This window comes from Sorangium sp. So ce448, from assembly GCF_051520915.1.
GTDB lineage: Bacteria > Myxococcota_A > Polyangia > Polyangiales > Polyangiaceae > Sorangium > Sorangium cellulosum_B.
In genome coordinates, this window is the sequence record NZ_CP150343.1 from 4,658,267 (window position 1) to 4,681,022 (window position 22,756).

The 22,756-nt window shown below is 70.8% G+C and carries 15 protein-coding genes and 1 pseudogene; all 16 read left to right on the plus strand.

Annotated elements, in window-relative coordinates:
• Positions 1-8 precede the first annotated feature (8 nt).
• The 16 genes and pseudogenes from WMF45_RS17735 to WMF45_RS17810 all read left to right on the plus strand — a co-directional run bounded on the left by WMF45_RS17735 (position 9) and on the right by WMF45_RS17810 (position 22,743).
• On the plus strand, positions 9-1,040 hold the full coding sequence (locus tag WMF45_RS17735; protein ID WP_437718056.1) for a DUF2169 family type VI secretion system accessory protein: 1,032 nt from the start codon (positions 9-11) through the stop codon (positions 1,038-1,040).
• Positions 1,037-2,098: a beta-ketoacyl synthase N-terminal-like domain-containing protein gene (locus WMF45_RS17740; RefSeq protein ID WP_437718057.1), complete on the plus strand. Its 1,062-nt coding sequence runs from the start codon at positions 1,037-1,039 to the stop codon at positions 2,096-2,098. Before WMF45_RS17735 ends, WMF45_RS17740 begins: the two co-directional genes overlap by 4 nt.
• Before the next feature lie 109 nt (positions 2,099-2,207).
• On the plus strand, positions 2,208-4,136 hold the full coding sequence (locus WMF45_RS17745; RefSeq protein ID WP_437718058.1) for an ATP-binding protein: 1,929 nt from the start codon (positions 2,208-2,210) through the stop codon (positions 4,134-4,136).
• Between the two features lie 461 nt (positions 4,137-4,597).
• Complete coding sequence (locus WMF45_RS17750; RefSeq protein WP_437718059.1) at positions 4,598-9,394, plus strand: alpha-2-macroglobulin family protein; 4,797 nt, start codon at positions 4,598-4,600, stop codon at positions 9,392-9,394.
• 290 nt (positions 9,395-9,684) lie between these two features.
• Positions 9,685-11,475, plus strand: coding sequence for an arsenical pump-driving ATPase (arsA, locus tag WMF45_RS17755; RefSeq protein WP_437718060.1), 1,791 nt, complete (start codon positions 9,685-9,687; stop codon positions 11,473-11,475).
• 278 nt (positions 11,476-11,753) lie between these two features.
• Positions 11,754-12,551, plus strand: coding sequence for an arsenite methyltransferase (locus WMF45_RS17760; protein ID WP_437718061.1), 798 nt, complete (start codon positions 11,754-11,756; stop codon positions 12,549-12,551).
• Positions 12,548-13,123, plus strand: coding sequence for a sigma-70 family RNA polymerase sigma factor (locus WMF45_RS17765; RefSeq protein WP_437718062.1), 576 nt, complete (start codon positions 12,548-12,550; stop codon positions 13,121-13,123). The genes WMF45_RS17760 and WMF45_RS17765 overlap by 4 nt, the downstream gene beginning before the upstream one ends.
• Positions 13,124-13,308: 185 nt before the next feature.
• On the plus strand, positions 13,309-13,854 hold the full coding sequence (locus tag WMF45_RS17770) for a hypothetical protein (RefSeq protein ID WP_437718063.1): 546 nt from the start codon (positions 13,309-13,311) through the stop codon (positions 13,852-13,854).
• Between the two features lie 118 nt (positions 13,855-13,972).
• Positions 13,973-14,320: an ArsR/SmtB family transcription factor gene (locus tag WMF45_RS17775; RefSeq protein ID WP_437718064.1), complete on the plus strand. Its 348-nt coding sequence runs from the start codon at positions 13,973-13,975 to the stop codon at positions 14,318-14,320.
• Between the two features lie 55 nt (positions 14,321-14,375).
• A pseudogene (locus WMF45_RS17780) lies at positions 14,376-14,477 on the plus strand (arsenic metallochaperone ArsD family protein); the annotation flags it as partial.
• Between the two features lie 56 nt (positions 14,478-14,533).
• Positions 14,534-15,004 (plus strand): arsenate reductase ArsC, encoded by a 471-nt coding sequence (locus WMF45_RS17785; RefSeq protein ID WP_437718065.1) that lies wholly within the window; start codon positions 14,534-14,536, stop codon positions 15,002-15,004.
• Between the two features lie 6 nt (positions 15,005-15,010).
• Positions 15,011-16,126: an ACR3 family arsenite efflux transporter gene (arsB, locus tag WMF45_RS17790; RefSeq protein ID WP_437718066.1), complete on the plus strand. Its 1,116-nt coding sequence runs from the start codon at positions 15,011-15,013 to the stop codon at positions 16,124-16,126.
• Positions 16,127-16,131: 5 nt separating this feature from the next.
• The gene (locus WMF45_RS17795) at positions 16,132-16,989 is read left to right on the plus strand and encodes a VOC family protein (protein ID WP_437718067.1); all 858 of its coding nucleotides are present in this window, start codon (positions 16,132-16,134) and stop codon (positions 16,987-16,989) included.
• A 3-nt stretch (positions 16,990-16,992) separates the two neighbouring features.
• Positions 16,993-17,688, plus strand: a complete 696-nt coding sequence (locus WMF45_RS17800) for an aquaporin (protein ID WP_437718068.1) — start codon at positions 16,993-16,995, stop codon at positions 17,686-17,688.
• A gap of 515 nt (positions 17,689-18,203) precedes the next feature.
• On the plus strand, positions 18,204-20,429 hold the full coding sequence (locus tag WMF45_RS17805) for a type VI secretion system Vgr family protein (protein WP_437718069.1): 2,226 nt from the start codon (positions 18,204-18,206) through the stop codon (positions 20,427-20,429).
• A gap of 40 nt (positions 20,430-20,469) precedes the next feature.
• Complete coding sequence (locus WMF45_RS17810; RefSeq protein WP_437718070.1) at positions 20,470-22,743, plus strand: type VI secretion system Vgr family protein; 2,274 nt, start codon at positions 20,470-20,472, stop codon at positions 22,741-22,743.
• The last annotated feature ends 13 nt before the right edge of the window (positions 22,744-22,756 follow it).

Consider the following 22,756-nt stretch of genomic DNA (forward strand, 5'->3'; position numbering starts at 1 on the left):
CGCCCGCGATGAGCCAGCCCCCGCTCGACAACAAGACGGACTTCGCCGCGCACCCACAGCTGCTCGTCGACCGGGACGGCGAGCAGCTGGTCACGATCGTCAAGGCGAGCTTCGAGCTCCAGGACGACGGCAGCCTCGAGCTCGCGCCCCCCGAGCGCACGCGCGGGGTCCGCCTCGCCGACCTGCCCTGGGAGGAGAAGAAGCCCGAGAGCGTCGCGTACCCGGCCGACGTCTGCCTGTTCAAGCCGGCGACCGACGTGATCTTCGTGGCCACGGCGTACGCGCCGAACGGCAAGGCGGTGCCGTCCTTCGACGTGCGCGTCGAGGTGGGCCCGCTCAAGAAATCGCTTGTCGTGTTCGGCAAGCGGCTCTGGGTGGACAAGGGCGCCGCCCTCACCGCGCCGGCGCCCATCGAGCAGATCGACATGCGCTACGACCACGCCTGGGGCGGGCGGGACGACGACGATCCCGCGGCGCCCCTCGAGGAGCCGCGCAACCCGATCGGCACGGGCGTCACGCGCGCGCCGGCCTCGCTCACCCACCAGCCGGCGCCGGCCATCGAGGATCCCTCGTACCCGATCCGGACCGCGAAGACCGAGCCGCCGCCCGCGGGGATCGGGGCCGTCGGCCGGCACTGGGAGCCGCGCCGCGGGTACGCCGGGACGTACGACGCCGCGTGGCGGGAGAACCGCGCGCCGCTCCTGCCCGAGGACTTCGACCACCGCTTCAACCTCTGCGCCTCGCCGGGCCTCATCGCGGATCCGCCGCTCGCGGGCGGCGAGCCGGTGCGGGCGCTCAACCTCACGCCCGAGGGGGCGCTCAGCTTCGAGCTCCCGAAGGTGCAGATCGAGATCGAGTTCCACGTGAAGGACCGCGCGCCGGTCGCCTTCGCGCCCCACCTCGACACCGTGCTCGTCGACCTCTACGCCACGGGCCCGCAGAAGCCGGTGGCCGTCGAGATGGTCTGGCGCGCGCACGTCAAGGCGCCCAGGCGGATGAAGGACGCGCGCGTGATCGTGCGCGAGCGGGGGCGAGCGTGAGGCCCCTCGCCGTCATGGTGGCCGCGGGCGCGGTCACGCCCGTCGGGCTGCGCTCGATCGACACCGCCTTCTCGCACCGCGCCTCGGCCGCGGCGATGCGCGAGTCGCCGCTCGTGGACGGGCAGGGCGAGCGCGTCACGATGTGCTTCCTGCCCACCATCGATCCGCGCGTCACGGGCGCGGCGCGCGCCGTCCTGCTCGCGGAGCGCGCGCTCGGCGAGGCGCTCGAGAAGCTCGGCCCCGCGGCGCGGGGGCTTCGCCTGCAGATGGGCCTGTGCCTCGACGAGCACCTCGGGCAGCGGCCGCCGGGCGGTGAGGCCCCGGCGCAGCGGGTCGCCGCCGAGCTCGCCGCGCGGGCGCAGTCGTACGGGTGCGCGCCGGAGATCGCGGTCAAGGTCTCGACGCGCGGCCCCGCCGCGCCGGGGTACTTGCTGCCGGAGCTGTGCGACGCGCTCGCGCGAGGCGCGATCGATGCGGCGCTGCTCGGCGGCGTGCACACCGACTACGACCCCGCGCGCATCGCCGCGCTCGACGCCGCGGGCCGGCTCTTCCGGCCGGACAACCTCGACGCCCTCGTCCCCGGCGAGTGCGCGGCCTTCGTGGTCCTCACGCGCCCCGACGTCGCGCGGCGCGCGCTGATCCGCGAGCTCGGGCAGATCGTCGGCCTCTCCACAGCCCACGAGCGGGCCCGCCCGGACAACGACGAGTCCGCGTTCCAGGCCACGGGCCTCACCGCCGCGCTCCGCGCCGCGCTCGCGCCGCTGGCCGAGCGCGGGCTGCGCGCGGGCTGGATGCTCACCGACATCACCTTCGAGACCTTCCGCCATTTCGAGCTACAGGCCGCCTCGGTGCGCACGCAGCAGCTCTTCTGCGATCCGCAGCAGCTGGAGTGCCCCGCCCAGCGGATCGGCGCGCTCGGCGCCGCGGCGATGCCGCTGCACCTCGCCATCGCGTCGGAGGCGTTCGCGCGAGCCTTTGCGCCGCACCCGTGTGCAGTCTCCCTCGCCGGGAGCGACGGCGGAGAGCGCGCGGCGATGGTGGTCGTGGCGCCGGGGTGAAGCGTGAGGACGTCACACGTGCACCTGACGTGGACCGTGTCACGTCCTGGCCCCACCGGTCCTGAGGTCTCGAGCCCGTCGCCGGCGAGCTCGTGGTAAGCTGGAAATTATGAGCCAACCGGGGAAGGTCAGGCGCATTCACGACCATGAAAATCTGGTGCGTGAGCTGCGAGAGAACAAGGTTGACGCCCTCGAGATCGTCCGGGAGGCGCTCTCGAACGCGAAAGATCACGGCGCGCACCGGGTCTGGATCAGGACCTGGCGGGAGGCCACGCCGGACAAGCCGAGCATTCTCTTCGCGGATGACGGCGAGGGCATGAACGACGACCGTCTGGGCGCGTTTTGGGGGATCGGCGCGTCGAGGAAGGCCGCGCAGCTTCGCATTGGATACAAGGGTCATGGTACCAAGCTCTTCTTCGCGAGTGAACGGCTGACAGTAGCCACTAAGTGCAAGGGTGATTCCTCGTGGCGGATATGCACCGTCCGGCGTCCGTCAGAGTTGAAGGCGGATGCCGATATCGATATCCACTGGCTCGGGTCGGATGAGCAGCGAGCACGGGATCTCGTGGATTTTGGTCTGTTTTCGCGCGAGAGCGGGACGGCGATCTGGGTAGAGCAGCTGCTCTTTGGCGATGCCGACAAGCTGCTTCGTCGTCGAGGCCTGTGTTCTTATATAGATTGGTTCACAGTTGTCGGGGATCTGAGGAGCGGCTTGTTCGATACACGTCTCTCCTTCCACGAGGCTGTCGAAGGTGACCACCTCGAAGGGCTAGCGACGCAGGAGGTCCCTCTGCGCCCGATAAGGGTGGATCTTCGTGTGAATGGGGAACCTGCCTACACGCCCATGTATGGGCGTGATAAGGATCTGATCGCCGCATGGGGAAAGGACGTCGAGCACTATGCCCAAAAGCCAGAACTGCACAGTTTCGGCCATCGCTTCGCCGACGTCAACGAGAGCTCGGCCGCCAACAAACGTGGCGCGCGCGACGACCTGACAGCGCTCCGTTTGAGCTCGCCGGCTGACTGGATGCGCGAAGACGGCTACGGGATTATCGGTCGCATCGAGGGAAATCGGCGTCAGCGGGAATACTACGTGGAGGCTAGCTGGCAGAACCATCGCGGACTCTACGGCTTCGAGGAGCGTTTCGGTCTCTGGCTTTGTCGTGACTATATTCCAGTCGTCCGCAAGAATGAGCTTCTGGTAAGGGCGCTCGAGGACGCCTCGCCGGATGGTCTCGGTTACGATCTCGGGAACCTCCGCAATTGGCAGGTGTTCATCAATCATCAGCGGTTCTTACCTACGGCCAACCGTGGTGATGTCTCGAACTTCGCGGAGCACGCCCCGGCGATACATAACCACCTTGTGGAGTGGTTGCGGGAGAAGCTCAAAGAGGAATCTTTCAGGGACTGGATCCAGCGTCTACGCTCCGCGAGGCACTCGGGTCTTCGTGAGCGCGAAGTTCAGCAGATGGACCGTCGGCGAGACTACGTTCGAGCTTGGCTCGACAAACCGAAGAAGGCCGAGGTCATCGACCCGTCGGACGTGCCAGGGCTCACGCCGCTCGATCTGGACGAGGCTATCCCCATGATGGCGCCCCGCTCGGAGCAAGAGCTCTTCTATCTGTACGGCCTTCTGTCGAGCCGCTACCGCATGCCGCTCCACGTGCTCGAATACAACGCCAAGATCGGTGTCGATGCGATCGCGAGCGTGGCACATGACGCGCAGCAGCTCATCACTCCAAAGACGACGTTGGCGCGGGTCGAGTTCAAGTTCGACGTTTCTGCGGGGAACCCGCTCGATCACTTCTTCAAGGCCATAGATGCCGTCGTTTGCTGGAAAGTGCTTAGGCCTGGGCCTATCTTTGAGCAAATCGCTGGCGATACTACGGGGCTTCTCCAGAGACGCAAGAAGCCCTTGCTGTCGCCGCCTGTGGACACCTACGAGATCGAATATGAGGTCGACGGCAAGCGGCGCGTTATCCCTGTTCTCGAGGTGTCAACGCTGTTCGAGCAATCTTCGCGAGCGAAGAAGCGTTGATGCTGGTGCCGCGCGAGTCACATGCGCGTTCGGGCGCGATGCCGACCGGTGTGTTCACCGACGGCATGGTACGGTCGTCGGGAGGTAGCTGGGAGCCTCCGGCTGGACCGTGTGCGGTGTCCCGGAGGCAGCCGGGAGCGCTGGCGGGACCGTGTGCGGTGGCTGAGAGGACCCTGGGAGTAGTGGCTGGTTTTGACTGAAACTGGCTGGACCCGGCCAGCCTGACGATCTTGTGCGCTAGTTTTGGCGCAAGGAAGTGCAGTTCCTCCAGTGGCCGAATCCGGCCACCAGCGGTCGACACCCTCCCCGGAGAGTTGAAACTCAACCCGCAGGTGGTCGACACCTTTCGCCGGAGCCCGTCGCCGGACGGCAACCTTGGCCCGATCGCGCGCCGCGCCGGCCACCCCGCGCGGCGCCGTGCAGCGCAGGAACCTGCGCCCCTCTGCCGTGTCGAAGGCACCATGCCCAGGCCTTCGCTTCCGCTCGCCGGCCTCGTCGTCATCGCCGCCCTAGGTGCCGCCACGACCTCCGACGCGGCCACGGAGGGCCGCGATGCCGTCGCCCGCGGCCTCGATCTCTTCGTCCACGCCCCCGACCGCGGCGCGCCCGGCGCCACCCTGCCGGTCCAGGTCCTGGCGCTCGGCTTCCCCACCGCGATCACGCTCCGGCCGCTCGAGACGGTCACCGTGGAGGCGACCTGGGATCCCGAGCACCTCGGCAAGGTCACCGCCGTCCCGCCGCCCGTGCGGGTCACCACCGACGCGAAGGGGCGCGCCCACCTGGACGTCCCGATCCCCGAGGGGCCCGAGCGCGAGCTCCGGCTACTGCTCGGCGTGCGCGCCGGCGACCGGCAGCGGACCCGGACGCTCACCGTGCAGCGACTGGCGCCGCTCCAGGTCGACCTGCACGTCCCTGACACGCGCGTGGTGCCGGGCAGCGCGATATCGGCGTGGATCACCGTGCAGAGCCAGGCCTCGGGGCAGCCGGCCCCGCGGGTCCCCGTGGAGGTCAGCCTGCTCGAGGGCGGCGCCGCGCGGCACACGGCCGTGGTCACGACCGACGCGGCCGGCGTTGCGATGACACGCGTGCCCGTCCCGTGGATCGACGAGCCCGGCTGGCGCTGGATCCTCCGCGCCCGCGCGCGGGGCGCGGCGGGGGCCTCGTCGAACGCCGCGGAGATCTCCCTCTCGCCGCGCGAAGAGACGCCCGGCGCCCCGCAGATGCTGGCCGAGTGGTCCGAGCAGGATCTGCGCGCCGGGGATCGCGCGAGCTACGTGATCCGGATCCGCGATGGCGCCGGCCAGCCCGTGGCCGGGCTGCCGGTGCGGACCTGGATCGGGCCGAAGGGCACGAGCCCGCCCGAGGACAGGGCCGCGTGGGAGAAGCTCACGACGCCCGCGCGCACCGACGCGGCCGGTGAGGTCCGCGGCGCGGCCGTGGCGCCCACCACCGTGGTGCAGGGCGCAGGGACCACGCTGCGCGTCGTCGCGCGCGCGACGTTCGAGGGGCACGAGCTCGAGCGCGAGGCCACCGTCTCCGTGGAGAGCCCCACCTCGGAGGCGACGCTGCTCCCGGAGGCGGGGGCGATCGTTCCGGGCGTCGCTCAGCGCATGCTCCTGCGCGTCCGCGATGCGCGGCGGAAGCCGGTGCAGGGCACCTTCACCGTCGAGGGCGACGGGCTCCAGGCCGCCGTGACCACCGACGCGTACGGCGAGGCCGAGGTGACCTGGGACGCGCCCGTCGAGCTCGGGGCCTTCCGCAACGTCGGGCCGTGCGCCGGCGGCGTCGCGGCGGCGGTGCGCGTGCGGCCATCAGGCGAGCTCCCGGCGCTCGCGTCGCGGCGCGAGCCGTTCGCGCTGTGCGTCTCCGTCGATCGCGACGCCTCGGCGCTGCTCCGGCCCGAGCGGCTCCTCGCTCGCGCCGGCGACGCGCTCGCGCTCCGCGTGATCGACGCCGGCGGCGCGGACGCCCGCGCCGACCGGCGGCCGGCGGGCGGCAGGGCAGCGGACGGCGCAGGCTGGAGCGTGATCGTCCAGGCGGACAACGCGGCCCGCGCGGCGAGCGCCTGGATCGCCGGAGGCCCGGAGGGCGGCGCGCTCGGCCTGCCCGAGGGCGCGGCCGGCGTCTGGACGCTCAGCGCCGCCGCTCCCCGGTCGGCCGCCGCCGCGCGGCAGGCGGGCGGCGCGGTGCTCGTCACGCCGCGCGTCCTCCCTCGGCTCGAGGCCCGCATGACCGGCGGCCGCGCGGCCCCGCGCGGCGCCGTCGACGTGGACCTCGCGCTCACCGACGGGGGCAGCCGCGGCCTGCCCGGGACCGTCGCGGCCGTCGTCGTGGATCTGCACGGCGGGGGCAGCGTCGGCGGCCTCGCGGCGCTCGACACGCGCGCGCGGCTCTGCCAGGGCATGGTCGAGCCCGAGCGCTGCGGCGCCTTCCTGCAGGGCGATCCCGCGCTGGAACCGCTCCGGCGCGCGGAGCTCGGCGCGCGGGCGCGCGAGGCGATCGCGCCGGCGAACGATCCGGCCGGCTCCGCGCGGGCGGCGCTCGACGAGGCGTTCGGCCAGGTCCTTCGCTCGCTCGAGGGGGCGGTCTTCGAGGCCACCAGCGACCCGGAGCGGCTGCGCGACGTACGCCGCCGCGGGCCGGGCGGCGCCTATGCATGGAACCCCGAGCTGATGACCCTGGTCACGGCCGCCATGGATGCGCCCCCCGAGACGCCCGGCGGCGAGCCGCTCTCGCTCGCGGACCTCCTTGCGGTGGACCCGCAGGTCACGTTCGATCACGTCGCTCGCCGCGTCACCCGCCTCAAGCTCTTCCGCATCCTCGCCGCGGCGCGGGCGTTCCGGCGCGAGCGGCTGCTCGACCCGGACGAGCCGGCGCTCCGCGATCCGAACGCGCTGCTCCGCCGCCTGGTGCGCGACGCGCAGCTCGAGGAGTCGCTCCTGCTCGATCCCTGGGGCGGCACGATCCAGTTCACCCCGACGACCGCGCCGCCCGCGCCGTTCCTCACGGTGCGGCGCGGCTTCGCCCTGCACGCGCCCGGGCCCGACGGCCGGATCGGCACGGGCGACGACGTGCGGGATCCGTTCGAGCGCGTGCTGCGTTCGGGCACGCCGTACGCCAGGGCGGTCGGCGAGGATCGCCTTGTCGACGCGAAGTTCGACATGGAGGTCGGCGACGCCACGGTGTCGGCGTGGGAGAGCCTCCTGGAGGAGTTCACGGGCACGTCGCTGGGCGAGGGGCTCGGCCTGAGCGGCATCGGCACCGGCGGCGGGGGTACGGGCTCCGGCGTCGGGTTCGGTTCAGGCCACGGCAGGCTGGGCGGCGCCCACCGCACCTCGTACGGCGCGCCGCGGGGCGTGTTCTTCTGGTCGCCGCCCCAGCGCACCGACAAGGATGGCCGGCTGCGGATGCGCGTCCCGCTCGGCGACGTCGAGACGACCTTCCGGCTCGTCTTCGTGGGCGTGCCGGACGGCGCCACGCCGGCCACGGCCACGCTCGACGTGCCCACCGCGCAGCCGCTCTCGGCGCGCGTGGAGGCGGGCGCCGCGTGGGTCGAGGGCGACGAGGTCGACGTCGAGATCTCGGTCCGGAACCGCTCGTCGAGGCCGCTCCGCGCGATCGTGGAGCTCACGGCGCGCGGCGTGGCCGCGCTCGCGGACCCTCGGCGCCGGGCGGTGGCGGTCGACGTGCCCGCGGGGGGCGCGGCCCCGGTGCGCGCGCGGGTGCGCGCGCTGCGCGCGGGGCGGGCGGAGCTCGCGGTCGCCCTGAAGGCGCAGGGGACCCCGGGCGACACGCTCGTGCACGCGTGGGACGTGCGCCCCGCGGGCGAGCCCACCGACCTGAACATCGCCCAGGTCGTCGAGGGCGGCGCCGCGGCCACGCTGCGCGTCGCGGCGGACGCGCAGCGCTACCAGCCCACCGGCCGTCCCCGGCTCGTCGTCGAGCGCGGCCTCGCGGGCGCGCTCACCGCGGCGCTCGAGGCGATGGATCCCGACCGGCTCTCGTCTGCCGGGGCGATGGCGGACGCGGTGGAGGTCGCGGCGCTCGTGCGCCGCTGGGCCGCCGCGCGCGGGGGCGAGGGCGCGCCGCTCGCCGCGCGCGCGGAGGACATCGGCCGCCGCGCCGTGGGCCGGCTGCTCGCGTACAAGGGCAGCAAGAAGGACATGGTCTTCTGGCCACCGGCGCTCCGGGCGCGCACCTTCGCGCCCGCGTCCGTGGCGGAGGAGCTGCCGAAGATCGACGCGCGCTGCCCGCCCGAGCCCTTGCAGCCCGCGGCGGCGCTCGACGCGCTCGAGGTCGAGCCCTCGCCGGCGGGGGGCGCGGTGAACGCGTGCTGGGACGCGTTCGTCACGACGACGCTGGACGAGGTGATCCGGAGCGGCGATCGCGTGGCGCTCGCCCGGGTCCTGCTCGCGCTCGCGGAGCGGCCGCACCGGGCGGCGCTGGCCGCGAACGTGGCGGACCGGCTGCGCGCCTGGGTGGCGCTGCTCCCGACCGGCGGCGTCACCTTGCCGCCGGGTCAGGCCGAGGATCGGAGCGCGCGCGCGGTGGTCTACGCGGCGCTCCTCCGCGCCGCCGGGCTCGGCCGGAGCGCGGCGCCGCCCGCGAAGCTCCTCGGCTGGGTGGGCGTGCAGCGCGACGTGCGCGGCGGCTACGGCGCGCCGGCCAGCACGCGCGCGGTGGTGCGCGCGCTCCTGGCCCACGGGGGCGAGGGCCGAGGGGCCGCACGGGTCACGGTCACGTCGGGTGGCGCGCGCCGCGACGTGCAGGTCGGGCCGTCGGGGCGGCTCGTGGTGCCGCTCGACGCGGGCGCGACCGAGGTGACGGTCGAGGCAGCGGGGCCCGCGGTCGTGGCGCGCCTGGAGCGCCCGGCGCTCCGGCGCTGGAGCCGGCCGCCGGCCGCGGCGGCGAGCCCCGTGCAGGTGGAGATCTCGTGGCCGAAGCGCCCGCGCGCGGGGACGACGGGGAAGCTCGGGGTCTCGCTGCGCCACTCGCTGGGCCGCCCGGTCGAGGTCGACGTGCGCATCCCGCTCCCCCCAGGGGTGTCGCTGGCCGCGCCGCTCGGGGGCGTGCGGCAGGTGAACGGCGTCCTCGCGCTGCGGGCTTCCCTGGAGCCGAGCCGGCTCTCGACGCTCGTGGAGATCCCGGTGCGTTTCGCGCTCGCCGGCAAGGTGACGGCGCCCGAGGCGCAGGCCCGGGTGGCGCAGGAGGAGCTGCCGCGCGCGGCGGTCCCGGCGCGGCCGATCCTCATCGAGTGATCGGCTCTCCTGGATACCGGTTCAAACGAGCCTCTGCGGCAACAACTCGCGGGGTGCACGCACGCTGAGGCTGCTGCATCCGAGGCGCAGGCGCTGGGTAGGCGACCGGCATCCGCACCGCGAGGCCTATGGGGGGTGCGGCGTGCTACCTTCGCCACTGGAGGCGCCCATGAACAGGACGACCTGCCCGACGAGGTAGGACCATCCGCCCGTGGAGGCGCTCGGCCAGGCTCGGCTGTCGAGTGTCGGTGCCAAGCCGTGCCTGGCACAATCTGACGGAGGCCACATCGATGACGATCTTCCTGGACCAGCCGGGTCGCTTCCTCTTCTTCACCGGAAAGGGGGGCGTCGGCAAGACGGCTCTCGCGTGTGCGACAGCGATCCGCCTCGCGGACGCAGGGAAGCGAATCCTCCTGGTCAGCACCGACCCGGCCTCGAACCTCGACGAGATGCTCGGCGTCGCGCTCTCGAACCGGCCGACCAAGGTTCCCGGTGTCGACCGACTCTGGGCCCTCAACATCGATCCCGAGCGGGCAGCCAGCGCCTACCGCGAGCGCGTCATCTCGCCGTATCGCGAACTCTGGACGGAAGGCCAGCTCGCCGAGCTGCGCGAGCAGCTCGCCGGCGCGTGCACAGTCGAGATCGCCGCATTCGACGAGTTTGCCGAGCTGCTCGCTGGCGACCAGGCGTCCGCGGCGTTTGACCACGTGTTATTCGACACCGCGCCCACCGGACACACGTTGCGGCTCCTCAGCCTGCCACGCGCCTGGACCAGCTTCCTCCAGTCGACCGCGCAGGGAGCCTCGTGTCTCGGTCCGCACACGGGGCTGAGGATGCAGGAGGCGCGCTTCGCCGCGGCGATGGGCGCGCTGGCCGACAGCGCTCGCACCACGATCGTCCTGGTGACGCGGCCTGATCGAGCTGCTCTACGCGAGGCCGAGCGGACGTCGGGTGAGCTGATGGCCATCGGCATCAAGAACCAACAGCTCGCCATCAACGCGGTGTTCGAGGCTGCCGATCAGGCCGATCCAGTCGCTGCCGCGCTCACGGAGCGCGGGCGAGCGGCGCTCCGCGCGCTGCCTCCTCGATTGCAGGGACTGCCCACGTTGCGCGTCCCTCTGCGCGCCTTCAACATGGTGGGCCTCCCGGCGCTCCGCGCGCTCCTCGACGATCGCGCGGCCGAAGCCCTGTCGCATGCCGTTTCCCCGATCGCGAGGCCATCGCTCCCGCGTCTCTCGTCCCTCATCGACGAGATCGCGATGCCCGGCCGAGGGCTCGTGATGGTGATGGGAAAGGGCGGTGTGGGAAAGACGACGATCGCTGCCTCGATCGCTGCCGAGCTGGCCTCGCGCGGTCACCACGTGCACCTGAGCACCACCGATCCGGCGGCCCACATCGCCTCGACACTCGATGGGCAGATCGAGAACCTGACGATCAGCCGCATCGATCCGGCCACCGAGGCGAAGGCTTACGTGGACCGCGTGATGGCGACGCGCGGCGCGAGCCTCGATGATGCCGGCAGAGCCTTGCTCGCCGAGGATCTTCGCTCGCCGTGCTACGAGGAGGTCGCCGTCTTCACGGCGTTCTCGAGGATCGTCTCCCAGGCTCGCTCGAACTTCGTCGTCCTCGACACCGCTCCCACCGGGCACACGCTCCTCCTCCTCGACACGACGGGCTCTTATCACCGGCAGGTCATCGGAACGGGTCCGGAGCCGAAGCAGGCCTCCATGCGACTCGTCACACCGCTCATGAGGCTGCGGGATCCCGACTACACGAAAGTTCTTCTGGTGACGCTCGCCGAAACGACGCCCGTCTCCGAAGCGGCCCGCCTCCAAGCGGATCTGCGTCGTGCTCAGATCGAGCCGTTCGGATGGGTCATCAACGGCAGCCTGGCGGCCACCGACTCGGCAGACCCGTGCCTGAAGCAGCGTGTTGCCGCCGAGCTCGAGCAGATCGACGTCGTGCGCACCTTTCACGCGAAGAGGGTGGCGATCGTGCCCTGGGTGACCGAGGAGCCGGCCGGCCCCGCCCGCCTGCTGGCGCTTGCGCGTGACAATGAACTGCAGCGGCGCGTTACTTAGGAGAGGAGCCCTAGGCGCGGACGAACCCACCCCAGAGCGCGTTTCGGCCCGGCGCAGTGATCGTGCCCGCCCAGTGGTGGCCGTCGCGGGAGGACGCTGCCGGGTGGTGATGGTCTGCGCTCTCACGGAACACATAAGCCATACTGCCCCACGATGACGCCGCGCCCGCGCCGGCCGGGCGCGCGCCGCCGCGGTTCGCGCGCCCGGCTCGACGAGACCCAAGTCGATTTTCTGCGTCCATCCGCTCGGATCCCCGTCCTCCAGGCAGGAGGCCCGAGATGACCGATCGAACCATCCACCAGACCCGTGAAGCTGTCCGAGATCATTACGGAAAAGTCGCCCTGGCCGGGACGGGCTGCTGCGCCCCGAGCTGCTGCGCGCCCGCGCCCGTGGCGTCGCTCGGTCTCGGCTATACGCGCGAAGACCTCGCGGCTGTCCCGGAGGGCGCGGACATGGGGCTCGGCTGCGGCAACCCCCAGGCGATCGCCGCCCTCCAGCCGGGCGAGACCGTGCTCGACCTCGGCAGCGGCGGCGGGTTCGACTGCTTCCTCGCCGCCAGCCAGGTCGGCCCGGGCGGCCGGGTGATCGGCGTGGATATGACCCCGGAAATGGTCGCCAAAGCGCGGGAAAACGCGCGAAAGATCAACGCGACCAACGTCGAGTTCCGCCTCGGCGAAATCGAGCATCTGCCCGTCGCCGACGCGACGGCCGACGTCATCCTCTCGAACTGCGTCATCAATCTCTCCCCGGACAAGCCCGCCGTGTTCCGAGAGGCCTACCGTGTCCTCCGCCCCGGCGGCCGGCTTGCGATCGCCGACGTCATTGCCACCGCAGAGCTGCCCGCCGCGTTACGCGAGCAGGTCGCCGCGCTCACCGGGTGCGTCGCGGGGGCGATCCGGGCCGACGAGCTCCAGGAGCTGTTGCAGCACGCCGGATTCACGGACATACGCATCGGGGTGAAGCCCCAAAGCCGCGAGTTCATCCGTGACTGGGTGCCCGGATCGGGCGCCGAGCAGTACATCACCTCCGCGACGATCGAGGCGATCAAACCGGCTCGGCCGGAGGCTCGGGCATGATCGACGCAGACGCGCGCGGCGCCTGGCGTCGGCTCGAGGCACGCCTGCGCCCCTTCGTCGTGCGCCGCGTCCCGACGGCGGCCGACGCCGACGACGTCGTGCAGGACGTGTTCCTGCGCATGCAGCGGGGCGTGGGTGGGCTGCGCGATGACGAACGCTTCGGCCCCTGGGTCTACCAGGTCGCTCGAAGCGCCATCGCCGAGCACCACCGGGCCCGCGCGCGCCATCTCCTCCTGGAGGAGGACGTCCCCGAGATGGAGGCAGAACCCTCGAGCGGCGACGACGGGGCCGCCGAGCTCCTCGCCCTGGCGATGGGTCCGCTCGTCGCCATGCTCCCGTCGCCCTATCGTGAGGCCCTCACCCTCACCGAGCTCGAAGGCCTCTCGCAGAAGGCAGCGGCCGACATGCTGGGCATCTCGCTCACCGCGTTGAAGTCCCGCGTCCAGCGCGGGCGGGAGAAGCTGCGCTCGCTGGTGGAGCAGTGCTGCGAGGTGGCCCTCGACGCGCGCGGGCACGTCATCGACTGCGTGCCGCGCGCTCCGGGCAACGGGCCCCGCTGCTCCTGCGGTTGACGCGCGCCCCGTCCTCCTGGCCGGCCCACACAAGCCCCGCTCCCGGCCTGGCCCAGCGCTCGCTGCTCCCCCCCTTCGCGCTCGATCCCATCGATCCTCTTCGCCTCCTCGGACGCTCTGCGTCTCGTTCGATTTCCTGCGTCCTCATCGCTCGAGCCCCGTCCTCCTCGGCGGAGGTCATCGACATGAACGAGATCGCATCCATCCTGCTCGCCGTTTATGCCGCCGTCGGCGCGATCGACGGGATCTACTTTCATCTCTGGAAATACCGCCTCTTCGCCCATGAGGCCTCGCGCCGCGAGCACCACCTTCACACGATCCACGCGGCGCTCTTCGCCGTCGTCATTGGCATGCTTTACCTCGCTCCGAGCGCCGGTCTCCTCCTCTGGGCCGGCGTGGGCGCCTTCGCTGCCTCCTTCGTCGTCGTCATCCTCGACGTGCTCGAGGAGCGGCGCTCCCGCGAGGACCTCGGTGGGCTCACGCCGCGTGAATACGCGCTCCACGCGGGTCTGATCGCGCTCTACTCCGCCTCGGTCGCGCTCGTCCTCGCCGCCCGCCCTGCCTCGGCTTGGTCGCTCGACGCGCCCGCCCTCCTCGACACCGTGCTCCCGGCGCTCACGCACACCATCGCGCTCAACCTGCTCCCGGGCGCGGCGCTCACGGCGCTCGTGCACGTCGTGCTCGGGCTGCGCCCCATCGCGCTCCGCTTTGCGCGGCCTGGCCTCGCCTGAGGCCACCCCGCTCCGGGCTGTCCCGTCCTCGACGCGAAGCCCGAGCGCCTCACGGCGACACCAGGCGTGAAATCCGCCGATTGACAGAGGGTGCATCGTCACCTATCGTTTCCTTACGATGAAAGCGAAGCCCGAGGCGGCCGACCGCTGCTGTCCGCCTGCGCGCGAGCAGGTAGACCTACGGCCGATCGAGGGCGACGAGGCCGACGAGGAGCTGGCCAGCCTGTCGAAGGCGCTCGGACACCCGGCGCGCGTGAAGATCGTGCGTATCCTGATCCGAAAGAACGCCTGCGTCTGCGGCGACATCGTGGACGAGCTGCCGCTCGCCCAGTCGACGGTCTCGCAGCACCTGAAGGTGCTCAAGGAGGCCGGCCTCATCCGCGGCGACGTCGACGGCCCTCGCGTCTGTTACTGCATCGAGCCCCGGGCGCTCCGGCGTCTGAAGGCCCTCGTCGGGGGGCTCTGATGGCTGCCGCATGTCTAACCTATCGCCCATCGACGATTAACGAAAAGAAGTTCCCATGTCCGTGACCATCCGCGTGTTCGATCCCGCCATGTGCTGTTCCACTGGCGTCTGTGGACCGAGCATCGATCCCGAGCTGACCCGCTTCGCCGGCGATGTCGCCGCCGCGTGCGAGCTGTCGGGCACCATCAAAGCCATCGCGCCCGGAGGGGCAACATGAAAGCAGACCTGCGCGTGCTCTTCGTCTGCGTGCACAACGCCGCGCGCAGCCGCATGGCCGAGGCCCTCCTGCGCCAGCTCGGCGGACCTCGCTTCGAGGTCACCAGCGCCGGCTTCGAGCCGCGCGAGGTGAACCCGCTCGTCGTCGAGGCACTGGCCGGCATCGGCCTCTCCCTGCCGTCGACCGCGACGCAGCCGTCGGTCTTCGAGCTGTTCAAGGCCGGCCGCCGCTTCAACTACGTCGTCGGCGTCTGCGACGAGGAGCACGGTCAGAAGTGCCCGCTGTTCCCCGGCGTCACACAGCGCCTGTACTGGAGCTTCCCCGATCCGGCCACGTTCACCGGCTCGCACGAGGAGAAGCTCGCGCGCGTCATCGAGGTGCGCGAGAGCCTCCGGGCTCGCATCGCGTCGTGGCTCGCGTCGCTTCCAGGCACGGACACGACGCCTCGCACGACCACAAGGAACTGAACCCGCATGACCAACGCAAAGGCCGGCCTGCTCGGCAAGCTCTCCTTCCTCGACCGCTACCTGACGCTCTGGATCTTCCTCGCGATGGGCCTGGGCGTCGCCCTCGGCTTCCTCGCGCCCGGGTTCACGACTGCGCTCAACGACATGAGCGTCGGCACGACGTCGATCCCTATCGCGGCCGGGCTGATCCTGATGATGTACCCGCCGCTCGCCAAGGTCCGCTACGAGGAGCTCGGCAAGGTCTTCCGCAACAAGCGGGTGCTCACGCTGTCGCTGGTCCAGAACTGGATCATCGGTCCGCTGCTGATGTTCGGGCTCGCGGTGGTGTTCCTGCGCGACAAGCCAGAGTACATGCTCGGTCTCATCCTCATCGGGCTCGCGCGCTGCATCGCGATGGTCATCGTCTGGAACGATCTCGCCAAGGGCGACACCGAGTACTGCGCCGGGCTCGTGGCCTTCAACTCGATCTTCCAGGTCCTGTTCTTCTCGGTCTACGCGTACTTCTTCGCCACGCTCCTGCCGACCTGGCTCGGACTCGAGGGAGCCGTCGTGAACATCACCATCGGCGAGATCGCGACGAGCGTGGCCATCTACCTCGGTGTGCCCTTCGCCGCCGGGTTCCTCACGCGACGGGTGCTCGTGCGCACGAAGGGGCGTGACTGGTACGAGAAGGCGTTCGTGCCTCGCATCGGCCCCATCACGCTCGTCTCCCTGCTGTTCACCATCGTGGTGATGTTCTCGCTGAAGGGCGAGACCATCGTGCAGCTGCCGCTCGACGTTCTTCGCATCGCGGTGCCGCTGCTCATCTATTTCGTGCTGATGTTCGCGGTGTCGTTCTTCATGAGCAAGCGCGTCGGCGCGGACTACAAGCAGTCGGCGACGCTCTCGTTCACGGCTGCGTCGAACAACTTCGAGCTGGCCATCGCTGTCGCGATCGCGAGCTTCGGCATTCACAGCGGTGCGGCGTTCGCGGCGGTCATCGGTCCTCTCGTCGAGGTGCCCGTCCTCATCGGCCTCGTGAACGTCGCCCTGTGGGCGCAGAGGCGCTTCTTCCCCAACACCCGGCTCGATGTCGCGCCGCCCGCATGCGCCGGCCCGAGCACTCCCGAGAGCAAGGCCTGACCACGATGAACACCGGCAAGACGATCCTTTTTCTTTGCGTCGCCAACTCGGCGCGCAGCCAGATGGCCGAGGGCCTTGCTCGCAAGCTCTTCGGCTCGCGCGTCGCCGTGCAGAGCGCGGGGAGCGAGCCGTCGAAGGTGAACCCGTACGCGATCGAGGTGATGCGCGAGGTCGGGGTCGACCTGACGACGCACCACTCGAAATCTGTGCAGACGATCGACGCCGCCACCGTGGGCACGGTCATCACGCTCTGCGCCGAGGAGGTCTGCCCGGTCTTCCTCGGCAAGGCGCGCCGGCTGCACTGGCCCATTCAGGATCCGGCGAGCAAGGATCCGTCGATCCCACGCGAGGAGATGCTGACGCGGTTCCGGACCGCGCGGGACCAGATCCAGGCGAGGCTCGAGGTGCTCGACGCGCTGCTCGACCTCCCCGAGGGGCCACAGGCGCAGGAGTTCCACGCCAGCGTGCGCGTGAAGGATCTCGCGAAGAGCACGCGTTTCTACGCTTGGCTCCTCGGCACCGAGCCGAAGGAGTGGACGCATCGCTACGCGACCTTCGTCCGGCCGGAGCTGCACACGAACTTCGTGCTCGTCGTCTCCGACGGCAAGGAGCTGCACCGAGACACGCTCTGCCACCTCGGTATTGCCGTCGCTGGCAAGGCCGCGGTCGTTCGGTCCTACGAGCTCGCGACGGCCGCCGGGTTGACGGTGAGCAAGCCGCCGCGCACGACGTGGCGTGGCACGCCGCTCCACGAGCTGTGGCTCGAGGACCCTGACGGCAACCTCGTCGAGATCTACGCCCGGCTCACGCCGGACGAGCTCGCCGAGAGGCCGGAGAACCTCGAACCCACGGCGTTGGCGTAGCGCATGCGCGGCCCCGCCTGGCTCCGACCGGTGATGGGAGAGCTGCTGGGCAGCGCGCTCCTCGTCGCCGTCATGTTCGGGTCGGGCGCGGTCCGAGGGCAGCTGGGAGCCGGAACGATGGCTGGCGCATTGCTGGGCTCCATCGCGCTGGGCCTCGGCTACGGGTTGGTGCTCTGGTCGTTCGGCGGGCTCTCAGGCGCCCAGACCAACCCGCTCATCACGCTCATCGCATCCGCGATGGGCGGGCAGCCTTGGAGAAGCGCGGGAGCACGGGTACTCGCGCAGCTCTGTGGGGCCGGCGCGGCGACGTCAGTCGCGTCACGGCTCGCGCCGCTCTGGGCTGCCGGGAACGCGACCGTGGCCGGTACGCACGGCCTCGGCGAGGCGATGGCGAGCCTCGGCTTCGTGCTCGTCGCGCTCGGCGTGGCACAGCGTCGCGACATCAAGGTTCCGCTGGCCCTCGGCGCCTTCGCGACGGCGAGCTTCTGGATGACCGGCCACGCGACCGTGGGCAATCCGCTCCTGGTTCTCTCGGTCTTCGTGGTGCGCGGCGAGCACGACACCGGGGGCCTGCTAACCGCGCTCGGCAGCGCGGCGCTCGGAGCCGGCCTCGCCGTGGCCGTCGCACGGTTTCTCTTCCCGCGGGCTCGGGAGGCGGCGAGCTGCCTTCTTTTCGTCCCGCGCGGGCTACGGCGATGACCTCCCAGCTCAGGAGCAGCAGCGGTTACGCACGAAACGCCGTTGACATTGCGTGCATGGATCGCTCCAGCTTTGTCGGTCATCCTCCCCGCTTTTTTGCGCCTTTGCGCCTTTGCGCCTTTGCGTTTAAAATCCGAGATTCTCGACGACGTCAGCTGCGGGCACGATGATGCACCCAGTGATCTGACAAGCTGCGGTTTGACGCCCTCCGCCCGCGTGACTTCATGGTCAGCTGGGCGTGAAGCTGCGCGACGGTGCGTTCATGCGGTGACGACCTGCATTCACTGCACAGCGCGTCGCGTGTCCGCCGTCGCGTGAGACGGGTCGCGCCGTGCTCGCTCGCGTCCAGGTCCTCTGCTGCGCTCCGGCCTGCCGCGCGGGCGCTCCGGCGATCTGGACCCGAACTGCGCGCGCCGCCCGGAGGTCCGCGCGATCCGGCCCCCACGCCGCTCCCACCGCGTCGCGTTCCAGCGCCAGGGCTTGGCGCCGTCCGCCGATCGCCTACCATGCCGCCAATGGCCGCTACCTTCGCCACCTTCTCCCTGGAGGGCGACAAGCTCCCCGCGGACGTCTCCGTGACCCGCTTCGAGGCCGTCGAGGCGATCTCCACCCCCTACACGGTCGAGGTGCGCTTCGCGACGCTGGACGCGTCGTTCCGGGTCGAGGACTGCCTGCGCAGCCGCCTCTGCCTGCGCGTCGTCGACACGTCGGGCCAGGAGCGGCTGTACGACGGCATCGTGGACCGCGCCGGCTTCGCGCACATCGTGGGCGAGAGCCGCCAGTTCGACGTCCGCCTGCGGCCCGCGCTGGCCGCGCTCGCGCACCGCGAGGGGTGCCGCATCTTCCAGGAGAAGACCATCGTCCAGGTCGCGCAATCGGTCTTCGAGGACGCCGGCTTCGGCGACAAGGTCGAGTGGCGGATCGCGAAGGAGTATGAGCCGCGCGAGTTCATCGTCCAGTACCGCGAGTCGCACCTCAACTTCGTCTCGCGGCTCCTCGAGGACAACGGCCTCTTCTACTACTTCCGGCACGAGGCCGCCGGGCACACGATGATCATCACCGACGACCCCGCCGCCTTCGAGGTGGAGGAGGGGATGCCGGTGAGCTTCCGCATGGCGCAGGGCGGCCTGCCCGGGAGCCTGCCGCTCTCCAAGCTCACGAGGACGCGCGCGCTGCGCACGAGCCTCGTCCACCTCCGGGACCACGATTTCGAGAAGCCCGACGTGACGCCGGAGTCCGCGCTGCCCCGCAAGGAGGCCATCGCGGCGCCCTACTTCGAGTACCCCGCCGGCTTCACGAAGGGGAGCGTGGGCGGCCGCCGCGCCGAGGCCCGCATGCGCGAGCTCTCCGCCGACGCCGACGTGTGCGAGGGCGAGAGCCGCGCGGCCGGGCTCAAGGTGGGCGAGCCGTTCGCCGTCGAGGGCGCCGCGGAGCCGTGCCTGAACGGCGAGTTCGTGGTCACCCACCTCGTCTCGCGCGGCAACCAGACGCTCACCGGCGGCGCGACGAACTACGACGTGGAGAACCACTTCCGCGGCGTCCCCAAGGGCGCGCCCTTCGCGGCGGAGCGCCGCGCGCGGCGGCCGCGCATCCGCGGCATCCAGACGGCGGTCGTCACGGGGTCGAGCACCCAGGAGCAGGCGATCCACGTCGACAAGTACGGCCGCATCAAGGTCCGCTTCTTCTGGGACCGGCAGGGCCAGCAGGACCACACCTCGAGCTGCTGGCTGCGCGTCTCGCAGGTCGCGATGGGCGGCTCGATGATCCTCCCCCGCGTCGGCTGGGAGGTCTCGGTCGCGTTCCTCGACGGCGACCCGGACCGGCCGCTCGTGCTCGGGCGCACGTACAACGCGGAGAAGACGCCGCCCGACGCGCTCCCCGCCGCCAAGGCGTCCGGCACGCTGAAGAGCATGTCGTCGCCGGGCGCGGGCGGCCACAACCAGATCGGCATGTCCGACACCGCGGGGAGCCAGGGGTTCGGCATCCACGCCCAGAAGGACCTCAACGTCACCATCAAGAACGACAAGGTCGAGGAGGTGACGGTCAACGAGGAGCAGCACATCAGCGTGAACGGCTCCCGCTCGGTGAAGGTCGACGACTCGACCTCCGTCGCCGGCAATCAATCGCTCGACGTCGGCGCGGTGCTCTCGCACAAGATCACCGGCAACCAGAGCATCTCGATCGGCGGCAACGACACGACCAACGCGATCAGCAACTACGTCGAGAAGGTCACCGGCAATCGCTCCTACACGGTGAGCGGCAACCAGATCACGATCTCGAACGGCGTCAGGCACTCCATCACCGGGGACATGAGCCGCAAGGTCGGCGCGCTGCAGCTCTCCGGCAGCCTGGGCTCGATCAACGACAACGTCCTCGGCGGGATGACGGAGACGGTGGGCGCCGTGAAGGCGCAGATCATCAACGGCAGCCACGGCGAGCAGATCACGGCCAACAAGGACCAGACCTCGCTGGCGGCGGAGCTCCACCTCACGAAGGGCTCGCTCTCCCACGTGGCGCTCGGCGTCACCAACATGGTCGGCGGCCTCCACTACCAGAAGCTGGACGGTGATCTCGTGGTGCAGGCGCCGCTCATCACCCTCTTCGGCGCCGTCGGCGTCTTCAAGGGCGGCGGCAGCGAGCTCAAGCTCGGCGGCGGACCGGTCGTGATCAAGGGGTCGAAGATCGCGGTCAAGGGCGCGCTCGTCGTCAAGATGGGCGCGTCGATGAAGCTCGGATCGTGAGGGCCCATGAGCGCTGGTGACGTGAAGAGAGAGGTGAAGAGTGGCTGATCATCATGTCCTCGCGATCCCCTCCCTCAGCGTGGAGGGCAAGAACTACCGGGTGCTGCGCTTCGAGCTCACGGAGCAGCTCTCGGAGCTCACCCGCCTCGAGTGCGAGCTGCTCGACGACGAGGCGGCGCTGCCGAGGCCGAAGGAGGTCCTCGGCAAGCGCGCTGTGTTCACGCTGTCGCGCAGCGACGACACGCAGACGCGCTCGTTCGCCGGGACCATCGTCCTCGCCGAGCTCGTGCCCGATCCCGACGACGTGCCCACGCTGCGGATCGAGGTCGCGCCGGCGCTGTGGAACCTCGGGCAGCGCTCCGACTGCCGGATCTTCCAGGACAAGAGCGCTGTCGACATCGTGAAGGAGGTCCTCGAGGGCGCCGGCGTGCCCGCGGGCCAGCAGGACTGGCGCGTGACCGAGCCCCACCCGACGCGGGTCTATACGGTCCAGTACCGCGAGCGGGACCTCGATTTCGTGCACCGCCTCCTCGCCGAGGAGGGGATCTACTTCGCGATCCACATGAAGGACGAAGAAGACGTCCTCGTCTTCGGCGACTCGCCGACCGGCCTCGAGGACATCGAGGGCGCGACCTCGCTGCCGTTCTTCCAGGACTTCGGCGTCGAGGGCTTCGGGGATCGCGTCGTCCGCCTCTCGCGGGAGGTCTCCGTGCGGAGCGACAAGGTGTTCGTCCGCGACTACGACCCGGAGAAGCCCTCGACGAAGCCGGAGGCGTCGGCCGAGGGGAGCGATCCCGGGGAGCACGTGCTCGAGATCTACGAGCAACCGGCGCGCACCGCCGACGCGGGCGTCGCGGAGCGGCTCGCCAAGGTGCTGCTCGACTCGGTGCAGGCGGAGCGCGACGTCGTGCACGGCGAGACCGGCTCGCTCGCGCTGCTCCCTGGCCGGCGCTTCTCGGTCGACGGCCACCCCTACGACCCGCTCAACCAAGAGTACCTCGTCGTGCGCGCGCGTATCGCCGGCAGCCGGCCGCGGAACTTCGAGCTCTCCGGCCGCGCGGGCGCGGAGGACGGCGCGCGCGACCTCCGGTCGAGCTGCGAGTTCTGGGGCGTGCCGACCGGGACCACGCGCTACAGGCCCCCGCGGCGCGCCCGCGAGCAGGTGATCCCGGGCACGCAGACCGCGATGACCACCGGGGCCTCGGGGCAGGAGATCCACACGGACGCGAGCGGGCAGGTGAAGGTCTCCTTCCACTGGGATCGCTCCGGAAAGAAGGACGACACGTCGAGCCGCTGGATCCGCACGAGCCAGGTGCCCACGGGCGGATCCATGCTGCTGCCGCGCGTCGGGTGGGAGGTCACCGTGCGCCACGTCGAGGGCGACGCGGATCGGCCGTTCGTGATGGGCCGCATGTACAACGCGCTCACGCCGCCGCCCTACGCGCTCCCGAAGGAGGCGGGGAAGAGCTCCCTCCAGACCGCGACGACGCCGGGCGGGGGCAGCACCAACGAGCTCCGGATGTCGGACACGAAGGGCGGCGAGGAGATGTTCATCAACGCCTCGAAGGACATGTCCACCGAGGTGAAGAACAACGCGACCGAGTCGATCGGCAACAACCACAAGAAGAAGATCGGCGCGGACCAGACGACGAACGTCACGGACAGCATGACGACCAGCATCGGGTCGAACCAGACGCTCTCGGTCTCGGGCAACCAGTCGATGAAGATCGAGACCTTCCACGTCGACGACATGGGCGGCGATCACTCGCTCTCGATCGGCGGGAACCGCGACATGAAGATCGGCGGGGATCACAAGCGCGACGTCACCGGCAACAGCTCGCTCACGGTGTCCGGCAACCAGATCGATCTCGTGGTCGGCTCGGTCACGGATCAGACCCTGGCCGGCTTCAACCACGAGGTCGGCGCGGCGCTCGTCGAGCTCGCGCTGGGGCACCGCTCCGTGACGGTCCAGGGCGACCGGAGCGAGACGGCCACCGGCGCGAAGGTGATCGCGGTCAAGTCGGGCCGCGGCGTCCAGGTCGGCGGATCGATGAACGTGAAGGTCGGCGGCGCGATCGTCAACGTGGCGAACGGGAACCGCGTGGAGAGCTCGCTCGGCACGTACACCGAGCTTGCGGGGGGCGCGCAGCTCGTCAAGGCGAACAACGCCGTCTTCGAGGCGACCGGTGCGCTCACGCTCGTCATGGGCGCGTCGATCCTCTCGCTGACGCCCGCGAGCGTCGCGATCATCGGCGTCTCGGCGAAGCTCGACGGCGACGTCTCCGACACCGCCGCGCTGGTGCTCGACAACTGAGGAGGAGGCGAAC